Annotated in this window: 15 protein-coding genes; 8 read left to right on the top strand and 7 right to left on the bottom strand. The window is 70.2% G+C overall.

What is annotated here, in order from left to right:
* Positions 1 to 24 precede the first annotated feature (24 nt).
* Positions 25 to 1,437, top strand: a complete 1,413-nt coding sequence (locus ABZX61_RS58795) for an MFS transporter (RefSeq protein WP_355210175.1) — start codon at positions 25 to 27, stop codon at positions 1,435 to 1,437.
* Between the two features lie 174 nt (positions 1,438 to 1,611).
* Here ABZX61_RS58795 and ABZX61_RS58790 read toward each other — a convergent pair whose 3' ends face one another.
* Positions 1,612 to 1,836, bottom strand: coding sequence for a DUF397 domain-containing protein (locus ABZX61_RS58790; RefSeq protein ID WP_350739697.1), 225 nt, complete (start codon positions 1,834 to 1,836; stop codon positions 1,612 to 1,614).
* 53 nt (positions 1,837 to 1,889) lie between these two features.
* Positions 1,890 to 2,753, bottom strand: coding sequence for a helix-turn-helix transcriptional regulator (locus tag ABZX61_RS58785; protein WP_355210171.1), 864 nt, complete (start codon positions 2,751 to 2,753; stop codon positions 1,890 to 1,892).
* A gap of 708 nt (positions 2,754 to 3,461) precedes the next feature.
* Here ABZX61_RS58785 and ABZX61_RS58780 point away from each other — a divergent pair.
* The 6 genes from ABZX61_RS58780 to ABZX61_RS58755 all read left to right on the top strand — a co-directional run bounded on the left by ABZX61_RS58780 (position 3,462) and on the right by ABZX61_RS58755 (position 8,983).
* On the top strand, positions 3,462 to 3,620 hold the full coding sequence (locus tag ABZX61_RS58780) for a hypothetical protein (protein ID WP_350739691.1): 159 nt from the start codon (positions 3,462 to 3,464) through the stop codon (positions 3,618 to 3,620).
* A gap of 1 nt (position 3,621) precedes the next feature.
* Positions 3,622 to 4,269, top strand: a complete 648-nt coding sequence (locus ABZX61_RS58775) for a hypothetical protein (RefSeq protein ID WP_355210168.1) — start codon at positions 3,622 to 3,624, stop codon at positions 4,267 to 4,269.
* Between the two features lie 124 nt (positions 4,270 to 4,393).
* Positions 4,394 to 6,574, top strand: a complete 2,181-nt coding sequence (locus tag ABZX61_RS58770) for a molybdopterin-dependent oxidoreductase (RefSeq protein WP_355210165.1) — start codon at positions 4,394 to 4,396, stop codon at positions 6,572 to 6,574.
* Between the two features lies 1 nt (position 6,575).
* Positions 6,576 to 7,187, top strand: a complete 612-nt coding sequence (locus ABZX61_RS58765) for an HD domain-containing protein (protein WP_350739682.1) — start codon at positions 6,576 to 6,578, stop codon at positions 7,185 to 7,187.
* A 63-nt stretch (positions 7,188 to 7,250) separates the two neighbouring features.
* A complete protein-coding gene (locus tag ABZX61_RS58760) occupies positions 7,251 to 8,129 on the top strand; it encodes a Rieske 2Fe-2S domain-containing protein (RefSeq protein ID WP_350739679.1) in 879 nt (292 codons plus the stop codon).
* Between the two features lie 29 nt (positions 8,130 to 8,158).
* The gene (locus ABZX61_RS58755) at positions 8,159 to 8,983 is read left to right on the top strand and encodes an NAD(P)H-binding protein (RefSeq protein ID WP_355210161.1); all 825 of its coding nucleotides are present in this window, start codon (positions 8,159 to 8,161) and stop codon (positions 8,981 to 8,983) included.
* On the opposite strand, the gene ABZX61_RS58750 is transcribed toward ABZX61_RS58755, so the two are convergent.
* The 4 genes from ABZX61_RS58750 to ABZX61_RS58735 form a co-directional block, all read right to left on the bottom strand.
* Positions 8,976 to 9,197, bottom strand: coding sequence for a hypothetical protein (locus tag ABZX61_RS58750; RefSeq protein ID WP_350739673.1), 222 nt, complete (start codon positions 9,195 to 9,197; stop codon positions 8,976 to 8,978). The genes ABZX61_RS58755 and ABZX61_RS58750 overlap by 8 nt on opposite strands.
* A gap of 30 nt (positions 9,198 to 9,227) precedes the next feature.
* Complete coding sequence (locus ABZX61_RS58745; protein ID WP_350739670.1) at positions 9,228 to 9,983, bottom strand: sulfite exporter TauE/SafE family protein; 756 nt, start codon at positions 9,981 to 9,983, stop codon at positions 9,228 to 9,230.
* A 9-nt stretch (positions 9,984 to 9,992) separates the two neighbouring features.
* On the bottom strand, positions 9,993 to 10,913 hold the full coding sequence (locus tag ABZX61_RS58740; RefSeq protein ID WP_350739667.1) for an SPFH domain-containing protein: 921 nt from the start codon (positions 10,911 to 10,913) through the stop codon (positions 9,993 to 9,995).
* 87 nt (positions 10,914 to 11,000) lie between these two features.
* Positions 11,001 to 11,789 (bottom strand): ABC transporter ATP-binding protein, encoded by a 789-nt coding sequence (locus tag ABZX61_RS58735; RefSeq protein ID WP_350739664.1) that lies wholly within the window; start codon positions 11,787 to 11,789, stop codon positions 11,001 to 11,003.
* Between the two features lie 68 nt (positions 11,790 to 11,857).
* On the opposite strand from ABZX61_RS58735, the gene ABZX61_RS58730 reads away from it, so the two are divergent.
* A complete protein-coding gene (locus tag ABZX61_RS58730; RefSeq protein WP_355210156.1) occupies positions 11,858 to 12,577 on the top strand; it encodes a hypothetical protein in 720 nt (239 codons plus the stop codon).
* A gap of 8 nt (positions 12,578 to 12,585) precedes the next feature.
* Here the strand turns inward: ABZX61_RS58730 and ABZX61_RS58725 are convergent, their stop codons facing one another.
* Entirely contained in the window at positions 12,586 to 15,363 is a 2,778-nt protein-coding gene (locus ABZX61_RS58725) for a serine/threonine-protein kinase (protein ID WP_355210153.1), read from the bottom strand.
* Positions 15,364 to 15,425: the final 62 nt, after the last annotated feature.

Below are 15,425 nucleotides of genomic sequence, written 5' to 3'. Positions count from 1 at the left end.
TGGATCCCCGGCAGACTGCTACACATGACGCAAACTGCCGCTATTTCCCCCTCTGTGGACACCAAACCACAGGAGAGGAACCGGGCCAGCGGCCTGCTCCTTGCGATCATCCTCGTGGGGCAGTTCCTGGCCATCCTGAACGTCAACATCGTCAACGTGGCCACCCCGACCATCGAGTCCGACCTGCACTCCTCAGGCGCCGGGCTGCAGATGATCGTCGCCGGATACACCATTGTCTATGCCGTCCTGTTGATCACCGGAGCCAGGGTCGGCGACCTGTTCGGCTACCGCAACGCGTTCCTGGGCGGGCTGGCGCTGTTCACGGTGACCACGCTCGGCGCGGGCCTGGCGCCCTCGACGGGCTGGCTGGTGGCCGCCCGCCTGCTGCAGGGCGCCGGGGCGGCGATGATGATGCCGCAGGTCCTGACGTTGATCCAGCGCAACTACCACGGCGCGGCCAGAGGCCGGGCGATGGGCCTGTGGTCGCTGGTGATCAGCGGTGGCATCGTGATCGGCCAGGCTTTCGGCGGGATCCTGCTGGGCCTGGGCGCGGGCTGGCGAGTGGTGTTCCTGGTGCTGGTGCCGATCGGCGCGCTGCTGATGGTGGCCGGGATGAAGGTGCTGCCCGCCGACGAGGGCGGAGGCCGGACGGGCCTCGACCCGTGGGGCCTGGTGTCCCTGTCCGCGGCCGTGCTCCTGCTCGTCGTGCCGCTGGTCCTCGGCCGCGAGCTCGGGTGGCCGGCGTGGGGCTGGATCTCGATGGCGCTGAGCGTGGTGACGTTCTTCGCGTTCGTCCGCATCGAGCGCTGGGTGACGGCCCGCGGCGGGCGTCCCCTGGTGGACGCGCGGGTGCTGCGCGCGCCCGGCATGCGGCCGGGGCTGGCGATCCTGCTGTTCGGCCCGGCGACCTGGGGCGCGTTCCTGTTCACCTCGGCCCTGCACCTGCAGGGCGAGCTGCACCTGACGCCGCTGTCCTCCGGCATGATGCTGGTGCCGTGCGCGCTGGCCTTCGGCCTCGTCGGGCTCCTCTGGCCGCGCCTGCCGCTCCGCCTGCAGCGCCCGCTGGTGCCCTTCGGCTACGTGGTGGCCGCCCCCGCCTACCTCGGGCTGGGGCTCGCCGCCGGCGGCGGCCTCCCGTACGCGCTCATGAGCGCCCTCGTCGGCGCCGGGCTCGGCGTGCAGGTCGCGGTGACGAACATGGCGACCGAGCAGGTGGACGACGCCTACGCAGCGGACGCGAGCGGCGCGCTGCTCACCGTGATGCAGCTCGGGCAGGTCATCGGCGTCTCCACGGTCGGAACGCTGTTCATCACGCTGAGCCAGGGCCACGGCACGGTGTCCGCCTCGCTGGTCTCCTCCATCGCCATGGCGGGCCTCGCCGTGGTCGCGGGGCTGAGCTCGCTCTTCCTCGTACGGCGCCGCGTACCGGCCGCATAATCCGGGCCCGGGAATTTCCCCCGCAAAGCAAGACGGCCCGCGCCCCCCTTTACCGGGGGCGCGGGCCGTCTTATGCACTCCGGGAAAAGACTTCCCGGAAAGAAACCTCAATCTGCGAAATATCCCTGAGCCGTCCTGCCGCGCGAGAAAAAATGCTGCGGCGGTTACGGTTTTTCAGGCACCTGGTACGAGCGTGGCCAAGTCGAACTCGCCCTCACGCACTCCCGCGGTGAAGGCGGCCCACTCCTCAGGAGTGAAGACGAGAACGGGCCCGTCCTGCTCCTTGCTGTCCCTGAGCGCAACGTTGCCGTCAGCCAGGGGGGCGACCTCGACGCAGGCCGATGCGCCGTTGCAGAATCTGCTCTTCCGCCAGGCGGCCGCCGTAGTGTGGATGTACATTCTCTCCCCAAATGCGTAAAGGGGCTCCGTTGCCCCTTCCTGAGGTCTCGCCGTTAACGTCTCCACAGCATGGCCTTCCGCTGGATAAGAACGCGTGATTCGTCCTCATCCAGGGCCTCCGACTTGATATGGTCGAAAGCCGCTTCGTACCCGGCCACCCGTTCGAGATCATCGACGAAGTGAGCAGTATACAGCTGCTCTAGGTACACAACATCATCAAATGCCGCAAACTTAAGATGAATAAACGCACCGGTGTTAACCGGATGAAGTGAGTCCAGGGTCAGGACGTGAATGCTGACGTGCGGCAGCAGGGAGACCTCCAGGAGATGCTCCATCTGCTCGCGCATGACCGAGGGCTCGCCAAAGCGACGCGTCAGCGCCGACTCGTCGAGAACCACCGTCAGCTCGCAGGGATCCGCCCGGTGCAACACCCGCTTCTGCCTGTCGAGGCGGGCTTCGACCCGGCTCCTGACACCGCTGTGCGTGATGCGCGCGATGCCACGGGTCGCCAGGATGACCTCCCTGGCATAGTCCTCGGTCTGCAAGGTGCCAGGCACGATCTGGGGTTCCCAGTTGCGCTGGAATTTCGCCTCAGCCTCTAACCCGAGGAATCTTGTGTACTCCTCGGGTAGAGCGTCCTCGTAATCTTCCCACCAGCCGCGCTGCTCCGCATCCCGCAACAGGCCGAAGAGCTCGTCAAGTTTCTCCTCGTCCACGCGGTAAAGCTGCGCCATGACCTTGATGTCGTCGGCGCTGGGCATGGTCTTGGCGGCCTCGATGCGGCTGACCTTGCTCGCGGACCAGCCGAGCTCGCTGGCCGCCCTGGCCCCGGTGAGCTTCTTCCGCTCCCGGAGGAGGCGCAGCTCCTGACCGAGCCGGAGCCTGCGTACAGTCGGACTGCCCTGCTGCGATGGCACCGCCACTCTCCTTGTTCGGGAATGAAGGTGTAGCCGGTAGGGATCGTTTGGGGCCCGGCTTTTGGGGCCGTTCGCCCAATCTTACACTGCAAGTTGCATGTGGAGTGCCGCTCGTCCTTGTCAGAAGGCTTTCATGGGGAGAGCGTAGGGGCAAGACGAACTACGGCCAGGGGTGGGCCTGGGGTGGAACATCTCCCGTTGCACGCCGTGCATGACACTTCTGGTGCAAGTTGCACGGCAAGAGGTGAAGAAATGTAAATCTTCCCTTGCTTAAAGTATTGCAGCATCGCTCACCTCGGGGGACGATCGGTTCCAGGAGGGTTCTCGAGTGGTGAGGAGGCCGGACATGACGACACGGCCGTACACATCGGGCTCTCCGACTTCGATCGCGCGGCCCCGCCCGGGCCGCCTCGCCGGCAACGTCGCCGCCCCGGATACGAAACTCCGCCCCAGGGAGGCCGCTTGCCGGAAGGACGTCGGAATCGCCTGAAGAACTCAGCGAGAGTCCGCTCATTCGAGCCTGGAAAAAACCGGGCCGCGACTGACCACCAGCGCGCCGCATTCGGGCTGCCACCCTGCGGCGAGACCGGTCATCAGCCGTCGGTCCGGCGAAGAAGCCACCTCTGAAAATGCCGCGAAAGGGGTCTTCTCATGTACTCACAAGGTACCAAGGGACTCGCCCGAATCAAGTGCCGGATCCGAGAGCTTATGGCTTGGGCCGATCGCGAGATCTGCATGGAGCCCGACGAGTTCGCCTACCACGTCGGATGGACCGTGAGCAGGACCGGGTTCGGCTCCCGTCGCTACCGCGACCCACGGTTCGACCAGCTCAGCGTGCCACAGCGTGTGACGGAGGAGGTGTCCTGACGTGCCGAGGAACCCGCGCAACCAGATCTACCCCGCCAACGAGGACCTTCCCGCCGCCGGGCGCGGCGGGCCGCTGGTCAGGCTGTGGCGGGTCCGTACCGAGCTGATGCTGCTCGCCGCGCTGGCGCTGCTGACGCTCACCCTGCTGGGGGCCACCCAGGAGGGCCGGTGGTGGCCGTTCGTCCTGCTGACGAGCGCCGTCTCGGTGCCGGCCGCCACCAGGAGCGGGCGCAACTGGGTGAGCGCGCACTTCTGGTGCGTGGTCTCCAGGCACCGCCTGCACCGGGTCTGCCTGGAGACCACGATGCACACCAGGGCCGGGCGGATCCCGCTGGTGCTCTGGATCACGCCGACGACCACGGGTGAGAAGGCCCTGATCATGACCAGGGCCGGCATCTCCGCCGAGGAGTTCGAGGCGTACAGCGAGGAGATCGCCGCCGCCTGCTGGGCCAGGAGCGCGAACGTCTACCGGCACCGGCGCCGGGCGCAGTTCGTGATCGTGGAGATCGTCAGGCGCGACGAGGTCCCGGGAGCGACCTCTCCCGGACTCGACCGGCTGTACGGCAGACGGGCCTGGATCTCGCTGAGACCCGACCTCGAGGAGCCGCCTGATCTGCGCGCACCGGCCGCGCTGGCCAAGGCGGGCTGAGGACCTGGGGGAATCCGGGACATTTCCCCGGGTGGGAAGCCCCGGAGACCGCGGGGGCTCCGGGGCTTCCCCATGTGCGCGGTACGGGCCAAGATGAGTTCAGCTGGCGAACTCAGGAGTCGTGATGACGTCGACCGTCCACCGGACCTGTCCCCTCTGCGAGGCCGTCTGCGGCCTGACGCTCACCCTCGACGAGGGCGGGCACGTGACCAGCGTCCGCGGCGACAAGGACGATCCGTTCAGCAAGGGGTTCATCTGCCCGAAGGGGGCCAGCCTCGGCCGGCTCGACGAGGACCCCGACCGGCTGCGCAGGCCGCTGATCAGGGAGGGCGACCTGTGGCGCGAGGTCGGCTGGGAGGAGGCGTTCGCCGCCGTCAAGGCGGGGCTCGACCGGGTCGCCGACCGCCGGTCCGCCGCGATCTACCTCGGCAACCCAAACGCCCACAGCATGGCGGGCGCCCTGTACGGCGCGCCCCTGATCAAGGCGCTCGGCACCCGCAACGTCTACTCCGCCAGCACCGCCGACCAGATGCCCAAGCACGTCGCGAGCGGGCTCATGTTCGGGCACCCGCTGGCCATCCCGGTCCCCGACCTGGACAGGACCGACTACCTGCTGATGCTGGGAGCCAACCCGCTGGAGTCCAACGGCTCGCTGTGCACCGCGCCCGACTTCCCCGGGCGGCTGAAGGCCCTGCGCGGCCGCGGCGGCCGGCTCGTGGTGGTCGACCCGCGCCGTACGCGCACCGCCGCGCTGGCCGACGAGCACGTCTTCGTCCGCCCCGGGACGGACGCCTACCTGCTGTTCGGCATCGTCCACACGCTGTTCGCCGAGGATCTCGTCAAGCCGTCACACCAGGTCAACGGGCTGGGCGAGGTGCGCGAGGCGGCCAAGCACTTCCCGCCGGAGGCGGTCTCCGGGCGCACCGGGGTGCCCGCCGAGGTGATCGTGCGGCTGGCCAGGGAGCTGGCGGGAGCCCGTACGGCCGCCGTCTACGCCAGGATCGGCACCTGCACGGCCGAGTTCGGCACGCTGGCCCAGTGGCTCGTGGACGTCCTCAACGTGCTCACCGGCAACCTCGACCGGCCGGGCGGCGCCATGTTCCCCAAGCCCGCGACCGAGTTCGGCGCGCGACGCAGGCCGTACACGGTGGGCCGGTGGAAGAGCCGCGTCAGGGGGCTGCCGGAGAGCAACGGCGAGCTGCCGGTGGCCACGCTCGCCGACGAGATCGAGACGCCCGGCGAGGGGCAGGTCACGTTCCTGATCACGGTGGCGGGCAACCCCGTGCTGTCGGCGCCCCACGGGGCCAGGCTCGACGCGGCCTTCGGGCGGCTCGACTTCATGGTGAGCGTGGACCCCTACCTCAACGAGACCACCAGGCACGCGAACGTCATCCTCCCGCCACCGCGGATGCTGCAGTCGGGCCACTACGACTTCGCGCTGCTCGGGTTCGCGGTCCGCAACTACGCCCGCTACTCGCCGCCGCTGCTGCCGCTGGACGGGCAGCCCTCCGAGGCCCAGATCCTGGCCAGGCTGGCCATGATCGCCTCGGGCCTGGAGGGGGATCTGGACGAGTTCGTGATCGGCGAGATGCTGCGCAAGGCCACCGAGACGCCCGGCTCCGGGGTCGAGGGACGGGACGTGGCCGGGCTGCGCGCCGAGCTGGAGGGCGAGACCGGTGGCGAGCGCCGGCTGGACCTCATGCTCAAGCTCGGCCCCTACGGCGAGTGGGCCGGCAAGGGCGACCTGTCGCTGCGCAAGCTGCTCGACAACCCGCACGGCCTGGACCTCGGCCCGCTGGAGCCCCGGCTCGGCGAGGTGCTGAAGACCGCCTCGGGCCTGATCGAGCTGGCGCCGCCGCAGATCGTCGAGGACGTGGAACGGCTGCGCGGCAAGCTGGACGAGGACCCGCCGGAAATTGTGCTGATCGGGCGGCGCCACCTGCGCTCCAACAACAGCTGGCTGCACAACGTGGGCCCGCTGGTCGGCGGCAGCAACACCTGCACGCTGCAGATCAACCCGGCCGACGTGACCAGGCTCGGGCTCGACGGCGAGGCGGTGGTCCGCTCCGCGAAGGGGCAGCTCACGGTGCCGCTCGAACCCACCGACACGATCATGCCGGGGGTGGTCAGCCTGCCGCACGGCTGGGGCCACGCGGGCAGCTCACAGAGCGTGGCGGCCGAGCACGCGGGGGTCAGCGTCAACACGCTCACCGACGAATCCACCGTCGATGTACTGAGTGGTAACGCAGTGTTCAACGGAGTTCCGGTCACGATTTCACCAACCGGGGTGATCATCGCACAATAGGGTGTCGCGCGTGACTATCGCGCCAGAAGAGGACCGCCTGAACGCCCAGATCGCCTTCGCCATCGAGATCGACAAGTTGAAGCGGATCATCCGCCGCAACCATTTGATGGACGGCTCGCGGCGGGAGAACACCGCCGAGCACTCCTGGTACGTGGGCACGTTGGCGATGATCCTCGGCGAGCATGCCCCACCCGGGACCGACCTCCAACGGGTGGTGGCCATGTTGCTCGTACACGACCTGGTTGAGATCGACGCCGGCGACACGTTCATCTATGACCCCGTGGAGGTGGCCGCGCAGGCCGGCGCCGAGCGCGCCGCCGCCGACCGCATCTTCGGACTGCTGCCCGCCGACCAGGGGCAGTGGATGCGGGAGCTGTGGGACGAGTTCGAGGCCAGGAAGACGCCGGAGGCCAGGTTCGCCAAGGCGCTCGACCGTTTCTCCCCGATCCTGGCCAACCACCTCACCGAGGGCGGCACGTGGCCGTTGTTCAAGGTCAAGGCCGCGCAGGTCAGGGAGAAGGTAAGGATCATCGAGGAAGGTTCGCCGTCCCTCGGCGCGTACGCGCTGGAGCTGGTCGAACTCTCCGTGGCCAGGGGACACCTGTCCGAGTGATCCCCACATGGGCGGGGTAGGGGACTTGTCGTGAAAGAGGAAGTGCGAGCGAAACGTCGGCCGTTGCGGGGTTTGGCCGGGCCGGTTGCTCTCGCCGACCGGCTGGAGAAGTCCAAGACCCTGGACACGCCGATCAGAGTGCTGGCCAAGACCGTACGCCAGCGCATCCGTCCCGGCCGGCTACGTGACCTGCTGCACGGCGTCCCCACGGGCAAACCGCTGCACCCGCCGCTGGCCACGGTCAGCCTGGGCTGCTGGCTGTCCGCGGCGGTGCTGGACCTGACCGACGGCGATCCGCGGGCCTCGCGTGTGCTGCTGGCCACGGGCATCGCCAACGCGCTGCCCACGGCGGCGGCCGGGCTGACCGACTGGTCCTCTCTCCACCGCGAGCAGCAGCGCGTGGGCTTCGTCCACATGCTGTCGAACGTGGCCGCGCTGGGCCTGTTCTCCGGCTCCCTGCTGGCCCGGGTACGCGGGCGCGAGCAGCTGGGCCGCACCCTGACCCTGGCCGGGCTCGGCCTGGCCGGGCTCGGCGGCTATCTCGGCGGCCACATGGCCTACCGGCAGGCGGCCGGGGCCAACCACGCCCCGCAGGTCTCCCACCTGGTGCCGCTGGGCTGGCACGACCTGTGCCTGCTCAAGGACCTGCCGGAGGGCCGGCCCGTCGCGCGGCGGCTCGGCTACATCCAGCTCTTCGTGCTGCGCCAGGGCGAGGCCGTCACCGTGCTCGCCGACCGCTGCCCGCACCTGGCCGGCCCGCTGCACCAGGGCAGGCTGGTCATGGAGAACGGGGAGGCGTGCGTGGTCTGTCCGTGGCACGGCAGCACGTTCAGGCTGGCCGACGGCTCGGTGCGGCACGGTCCGGCGACCGCCCCCGCGCCCATGTTCGAGACGCGGATCCGGCGTGACGGCACGCTCCAGGTGCGGCCGGGGTTGACCTGAAGTTCGCTTGAGGTTTTACCGTCGGCCCCATGAGCACGATTCTGGTGACCGGCGCGACCGGCAATGTCGGCAGGCATGTGGTGTCCCAGCTCGCGGGAGCGGGGCTGGAGGTGCGGGCCCTCGTCAGGGACCCCGCGCGGGCGAGGCTGCCCGAGCACGTGGAGGTGGTGCGCGGCGACCTGTCCGCGCCCGGGACGCTGGAGCCCGCGCTGAAAGGCGTGGAGAGCGTGTTCCTGCTGTGGCCCCATTTCACCGCGGACGGCGCCGCCGAGGTGGTCACGGCCATCGCCGGGCAGGCGCGGCGCGTGGTCTACCTGTCGGCCAACGTGGCGGACGAGCCGGTGACGCACTACCACGAGGTCGAGCGGCTGATCCGGCACTCGGGGCTCGGGTGGACGTTCCTGCGGCCCGGCGGCTTCGCGGCCAACACGCTGGGCTGGGCCGGGCAGATCAGGCAGGGTGTGGTGCGCTGGCCGTACGGGCAGGCTTCGAGGCCCCTGATCCACGAGCGGGACATCGCGGCCGTGGCCACGCACGTGCTCACCTCGGCGGGCCACAACGGCGCCACGTACGTGCTGACCGGCCCCGAGCGGCTCACCCAGGCCGAGCAGGCGCGCGTGATCGGCGCGGCGACCGGGCGCGAGGTGCGCTGGGAGGAGCAGCCGCCGGAGGAGGCCCGTGAGCAGCTCATGGCCGCCTGGGGGAACGCGGCCTTCGTCGAGAGCGCGCTGAAGGCGTGGGGCAGCTTCGTGACGGCTCCCGAGCAGGCCACCGACACCGTGGAGCGGCTGCTCGGGAGGCCCGCTCTGACGTTCGGTCAGTGGGCGGAGGACCACGTGGCGGACTTCAGCTGACCTCGTCCACGGGGTGCTCCACGAGGGCCAGGATGCGGCTGGACATGAACCTGGCGGTGCGCACCGGCGTGCCGGTGCGGGTGACCTCGCTCACCTCGACGAGGCCCCGCCTCGTGGTCACGTCGACCCGCCGCCCGGCGCGAGTGGCCCTGATCTCGTACGTACGGGGTGTGCCTCCGGCATCGATGACGATCTCTACCCAGTCGCCCTTCATGTACGGATTCATACCCGCAAACGCGGCAGTCTATCCGTACACCAGTACGAAAATCGCCGCAATACCGACGCAGACGATGATCCCCCGGAGCACGGGCGCCGGGATGCGCCGCCCCACCCTGGCGCCCAGGAAGCCGCCCGCCACCGCGCCCATGGCCACCCCCGCCACGGCGAGCCAGTTCACGTGCGCGACCACGATGAACAGCGCGGCGGCCACGGCGTTGACGATCAGCGCGAGGACGTTCTTGGCCGCGTTCACCCGCTGGAGGTCGTCGTCGAGGAAGCTGCCGAGCAGCCCGATCAGCAGCACACCCTGGGCGGCGCCGAAGTACCCGCCGTAGATCCCGGCGGCCAGCACGCCGAACCACAGCTCCAGCCCTCCGTGCGGGTGCGCGTGCCGGCGCCGGTCGGCCAGCCACCGGTTGAGCCTGGGCTGCACCAGGACCAGCACGCAGGCCAGCGCGATCAGCGCGATGACGACGACCTGGAACACCGACGGATCCAGGAACAGCAGCAGGATCCCGCCGGCCAGCGCTCCGAGGGCCGAGGCCAGGCCCAGGCGCAGGAGGCGTTCGCGCTGGCCCCGGAGCTCGGGGCGGTAGCCGTACGCGGCCGTGAACGAGCCCGGCACGAGCCCGATGGTGTTGGAGACGTTGGCGGTGACGGGATCGACGCCGATCGCCAGCAGAGTGGGGAACGTGATCAGGGAGCCGGACCCGACGACCGCGTTGATCGCACCGGCCACCATCCCGGCCACGCAGACCGCGGCCAGTTCCCACCCCGTCACAAGCCCTCCTTACGTGTCCGGGCTCTTAGGGGGTGTGAAGAGGCCGCCCAGATTCTCCAGAACTTTGCCCATTTCTGATGGGACGATCCAGATCTTATTGGCGTCGCCCTTGGCGATCTCAGGCAGGGTCTGCAGGTACTGGTAGGCGAGCAGGTGCTGGTCGGGCTGCCCCTCGTGGATGGCCTTGAACACCATGCCGATCGCGTCCGCCTGGCCCTTGGCCCGCATGGCCTGGGCCTCGGCCTCCGCCTGCGCGCGCAGCACGGCCGCCTCCGCCTCGCCGCGCGCCCGCAGCACGGCCGCCTGCTTCTCGCCCTCCGCCTGGAGGATCGCCGCCTGGCGCTGGCCCTCGGCGGTCAGCACGGCGGCGCGCTTGTCGCGGTCGGCGCGCATCTGCTTCTCCATCGAGTCCTGGATGGAGGAGGGCGGGTCGATGGCCTTGAGCTCGACCCTGTTGACCCGGATGCCCCACTTGCCCGTCGCCTCGTCGAGCACGCCGCGCAGCGCGGTGTTGATGTCCTCGCGCGAGGTCAGCGTGCGTTCCAGGTCCATGCCGCCGACCACGTTGCGCAGCGTCGTGACCGTGAGCTGCTCGACGCCGATCAGGAAGTTCGCGATCTCGTACGTGGCCGCCTTCGGATTGGTGACCTGGAAGTAGATGACGGTGTCGATGGACACGACCAGGTTGTCGGAGGTGATCACCGGCTGCGGCGGGAAGGAGACCACCTGCTCCCGCAGGTCGATCATGTCCTTGATGCGGTCGATGAACGGCACCACGAGGTTGAGCCCCGGGGTCAGCGTCCGGTGGTAGCGCCCGAGGCGTTCGATGATGGCGGCCGTGGCCTGGGGGATGATGCGGACCGTTCGGGCCACCCCGAAGCCCACCGCGGCGACCACGACAAGGGCGACGATGAGCTGCTCGACGGACATGGCGACGCTCCGAAGTCGAGGGGACCGACTCCGTTGATCCTATTTCCTTTCAGCTTTCGGCGGCTTTTATGTGGATAAATAGGGGGATCAGTGGGCGCGCGCGTACCAGCGGCCCTCGGCGCTGCGCTCCAGTGAGAGCGGCACCCCGAACGTCTGCGACAGGTTTTCGGGCGTCATCACGTGCTCCAGCGGCCCCTGCGCCACCACCGAGCCGTGCCTCAGCAGCAGCCCGTGCGTGAACCCGATCGGCACCTCTTCCACGTGGTGCGTCACCAGCATGAGCGTCGGCGAACGGTAGTCGCCCGCCAGCACCGACAGCCGGCGCACCAGGTCCTCGCGCCCGCCCAGGTCGAGCCCGGCCGCGGGCTCGTCGAGCAGCAGCATCTCGGGGTCGGGCATGAGGGCGCGCGCGATCTGCACCCGCTTGCGCTCCCCCTCCGACAGCGTGCCGAACCGCCGCCTGATCAGATGGGCCGCGCCCATCATGTCGATCAGCTCGACCGCCCTGGTCACGTCGTTGGAGTCGTACTCCTCCGTCCAGCGGCCCATGATCCCGTACGAGGCGGTCAGCACGAGGTCGATGACCTTCTCCTCCGGCGGGATGCGCTCGGCCAGCGCGGAGCTCGCCAGCCCGATCCGCGGGCGCAGATCGAAGACGTCCGCCTGTCCCAGCCGCTCCCCGAGCACCTCGACCAGGCCCTCGCTCGGGTAGAGCAACGTGGCCGCGACCTGCAGCAACGTGGTCTTGCCCGCGCCGTTGGGGCCGACGACGACCCAACGCTCGTCGGCGTTGACCGTCCAGTCGATGCCGCGCAGCAGGGCCGCTCCGTCCCGCCTGACGGCGACGTCCTGGAGCCGCAGCACCTGACCACCCATCCCCGATACCTCCTTAGGAGTCACGCTCGGGACAAACCTATTGCAGGGCGAGCGCATATCGTGGATCGGTGCGCCCTGAATCGCCTGTCTGTCCCTCCCTGGTCGCCTGGGCCAACGCGTGGCTCGCCGGTCACGTCGGTCTCGACGAGGCGGCTGACCACGTGGAAGCCGCCGGCGGTCCCACCGTGGCCGACGACGTCCCGTTGCGTAAATACCTCGCAAACCTGCGCTCCGACGGCCTGCGCGAGTTCCGCCTCGCGCTGCCCGCGCCCGGCGATCCGCTGGGGCTGTCGGGACCCGCGCCGTTCAACTCGGCCGCGGTGGACGCCGGCGAGGCCGCCATCGCGGTGCTCGACGGCCGCAACCTCGGCCTGGTACCGGTACCCGACCTGCGCGGGTCGTCGTATGTCGGGGTACGCCTGGAGATCCACGACTCCGGGCCCGTACGCCATGATCTGCCGTCGCTGTCGGAGGCCGAACGCGAGCTGTCGGAGGCCATGCGCTCGGCCACCGACACCCTGTCCGCCGTCGAAGGCCCCCTGCAGTCCCGCCCCTCGGCCGTCGGGCACCGGGGCGGCGAGCTGGCGCCCGGCTACCCCGCACGGGCCCACCGCGTCTCCACCCTCGCCACGCGGCTGGCCGCCGTGGTGCGGCTGGCCGACGAGCGCGGGCTCACGTCGGGGCAGGTCGCCGCCCGCGCCACTGCCCTGCGCGACCTGGACCGGGCGGTCCGCCGTGCGCTCGTGGCCGCCCATCACGCGATCTTCGAACCGATCAGGAGCACGTAGCCGGCCCACTAGGAGCCGCTCGCGAGCTTCCACAGCCTGACCACCTTGTCCTTGCCCGCGGACATGATGACCGCGTCCCCGTCGAGTGGGACGATGCCCACGGCGTACACGCCCTTCTTGTGGGCCTTGACCGGTTTGCCGAGCGTCTTGCGGGTCTCGGGGTCCCAGAGCCTGATCGTGCCGTCGGTGCCGCCGGACAGCAGCACCGTGCGGCCGTCGAGGGTGCCGAAAGAGAGCGAGTAAACGATCTTCTTGTGGCCGGAGAGGGTGGCGACGGTCTTGCGGCTCTTCGGATCCCAGAGCCTGATTTTTCCGTCTTTACCGCCAGATGCTACGACCACCTTCCCGCTCACCTTGCCGACCGCGACCGAGTACACGCCCCTGGAATGGCCCTTGTACGCCTTCCCGTACGCCTTGCGCCGGGCCATGTCCCACATGCGCACCGTCTCGTCCTCGCTGGCCGAGATGGCGACGGCCCGGTCGCCTATGTGGGTGGCGCTGAGCCAGTTGACCGGCTTGCGGTGGGCTCTGATGATCTTGCCGGTGGACTTGCGCTTCTTCAGGTCCCAGAACCTCAGATAGCCGTCGGCGTCGCCGGTGACCGCGACGTACTTGCCCTTCACCTTGGTGACGGCGACCGCGTAGACGGCGTCGCCGTGCCAGCCGAGCACCTTGCCCTTGTGGGTCTTGAGGTTCCACAGGCGCACGCTGCCGTCGTACCCGCCGGAGACGGCCATGGGGGTCTTGCCGACCATCACGCAGGCTACGGCGTACACCTCCTCGCTGTGGCCCTTCATCGTGGCCAGCGACTTGTGCCCGGCCAGGTCCCACAGCCGCACCCGGCCGTCCTGCCCGCCGGTGACCAGCCACGCCTTGCCGCCCGCGGAGATCGCGGAGATCGTCTGGACGCCCTTGGTGTGGCCCTTGAACGACTTCCCGTCCTGCTTGCCGAGAACGGGGACGACCTTCTGCGTGGGGGTGACCGTCGGGGTTGGGGTGACCTGGGTCGGTGTCGGCGTCGGGGTCTCGGTCTGCGTCTGGGCCTGCGTCCGAGCCGGGCCCGCGCTCACGGAGGTGGTCGCCTGGGCCGCGTTCCCGCCGGTCGGCGCGCCGGTGCCGAACATCTTCGGCCCGAAGTACAGCACGCTCCCGGCCAGGGCCAGCGCCACGACGAGCGCGCCGGAGACCATGGCGGCCCGCCTGCGCCTGGCGTTGGTCTCGTCGGGCCGCTCCTCTGCCGGCGCATGCTTGAAGAACGCGTCGTTGTCCCCCCGCCCGCCGCCCTCCCCCGCCAACGGCTGCCGGGACAGGGGCCCCTGCCTCTGCCCTTGCCTCTGCCCTTGCTCCTGGCGCCCTTGGCCCTGACCCTGGCCCGGCACCGACGGCGCACGCCCGGGCGGCCCCTCACCACCCGCAACCGCCTCCGACCCCGGCGCCACCGGGCCGGGCGCCGGTGGACGGGGCGCGGCCGGGTGGGGCGTGGCGTTCATCGGATAGGGCGGCGGCACCTGTGACGGACCCGACGGAGGCTGCTGCCGAGGCACATAGGGCACACCCTGCGGCCCGCCACCGTGCTGCGGTGCGCCACCGCGCTGCGGCCCACCTCCGTAGCCGGACGTCGCACCCTGCCCCGGCACGCCACCCTGCCCGGGTACGCCACCTTGCCCAGGCGCGCCACCCCGCCTCGGCCCGCCGCCCTGTTGCGGCGGCACGTACGGCGCCGCAGGTGGCCCGGCCGCTGGGCCCTGGGACGGCGGATATGCCTCCCCCGACGGGTTCGCCCACCCGTACCCGCCAGAAGGGGCGGACGACGGAGGGCCACTGGGATTCGCCCACCCGCTGCCGCCCGGCGGAGCCTCGGGCGCGGGCCCGTGGGGGCTCGCCCAGCCGGCGGCGGGCGGGGGCGGATCCGGCGGAGTCTGCTCGGCCGCTAGTTGCGAGCCCGTGTTGAGCGCGTCCTCGGGCCGCGGCGACTCACCCTCGTTCGCCAGCAGCGCGAACAGCACGTCGGCCGCCACGGGCCGCTCGTCGGCCCGTTTGCGCAGGCACGACCGCACGACCGGCCGCAGGGTCTCGGGCAGCGCCGAGAGGTCGGGCTCCTCGTGCATCACCCGGTAGACGACCGCGGGCAGGCTGTCCTGGCCGAACGCGGGCCGTCCCGTGGCCGCGAACACCATGGTCAGGGCCCAGCTGAACATGTCGCTGGCCGACCCCACCCGCTCGGCCGAGATCTGCTCCGGCGACATGTACGCGGGCGTCCCCACGACCCCGCTGCTGATCGTCATGGCCGAGTCCAGCGCCCGCGCGATGCCGAAGTCGATCACCCGCGGCCCGTCGTGGCCGAGCAGCACGTTGCTGGGCTTGAAGTCGCGGTGCACGATCCCGGCGCGGTGGATGGCGGCCAGCGCGGTGACCGTTCCGACGGCCAGGCGGTAGAGCGCGCCGCCCGTACGAGGCCCGTCCCGCTGCACCACCGTCTGCAGGGAGACTCCGTCCACCAGCTCGCTGACGATGTACGGGTGCTCGCCGTCCATGTGGGCCCCCAGCACCTGCGCGGTGCAGAACTGGGCCACCCGCCGCGCGGCCGCCACCTCGCGCAGGAAGCGTTCGGAGTCCAGTCCGGGCTTGTCCAGCCGGGTGCTCAACAGCTTGATCGCCACGCGCCGCCCGTCGGGCGACTCACCCTCGAAAACGATCCCCTGCGCCCCCTTGCCCAGGCGGCCGAGCAGCCGGTATTCGCCCAGTGTTCGCGGATCGGTCGGCTGTAAGGGGTGCGTTTCCGGCACCTGGCCCTCCCCGTTGTGCTAGACCCCCGTTCACAAGTGGGATAGGCGCGGGCAAAAACCCA

It is taken from the genome of Nonomuraea sp. NPDC003709 (assembly GCF_040610775.1).
Classification (GTDB): Bacteria; Actinomycetota; Actinomycetes; order Streptosporangiales; family Streptosporangiaceae; genus Nonomuraea; species Nonomuraea angiospora_A.
The sequence above is the reverse complement of the archived record's forward strand: the minus strand, read 5'-3'. Positions and strand labels throughout refer to the sequence as shown.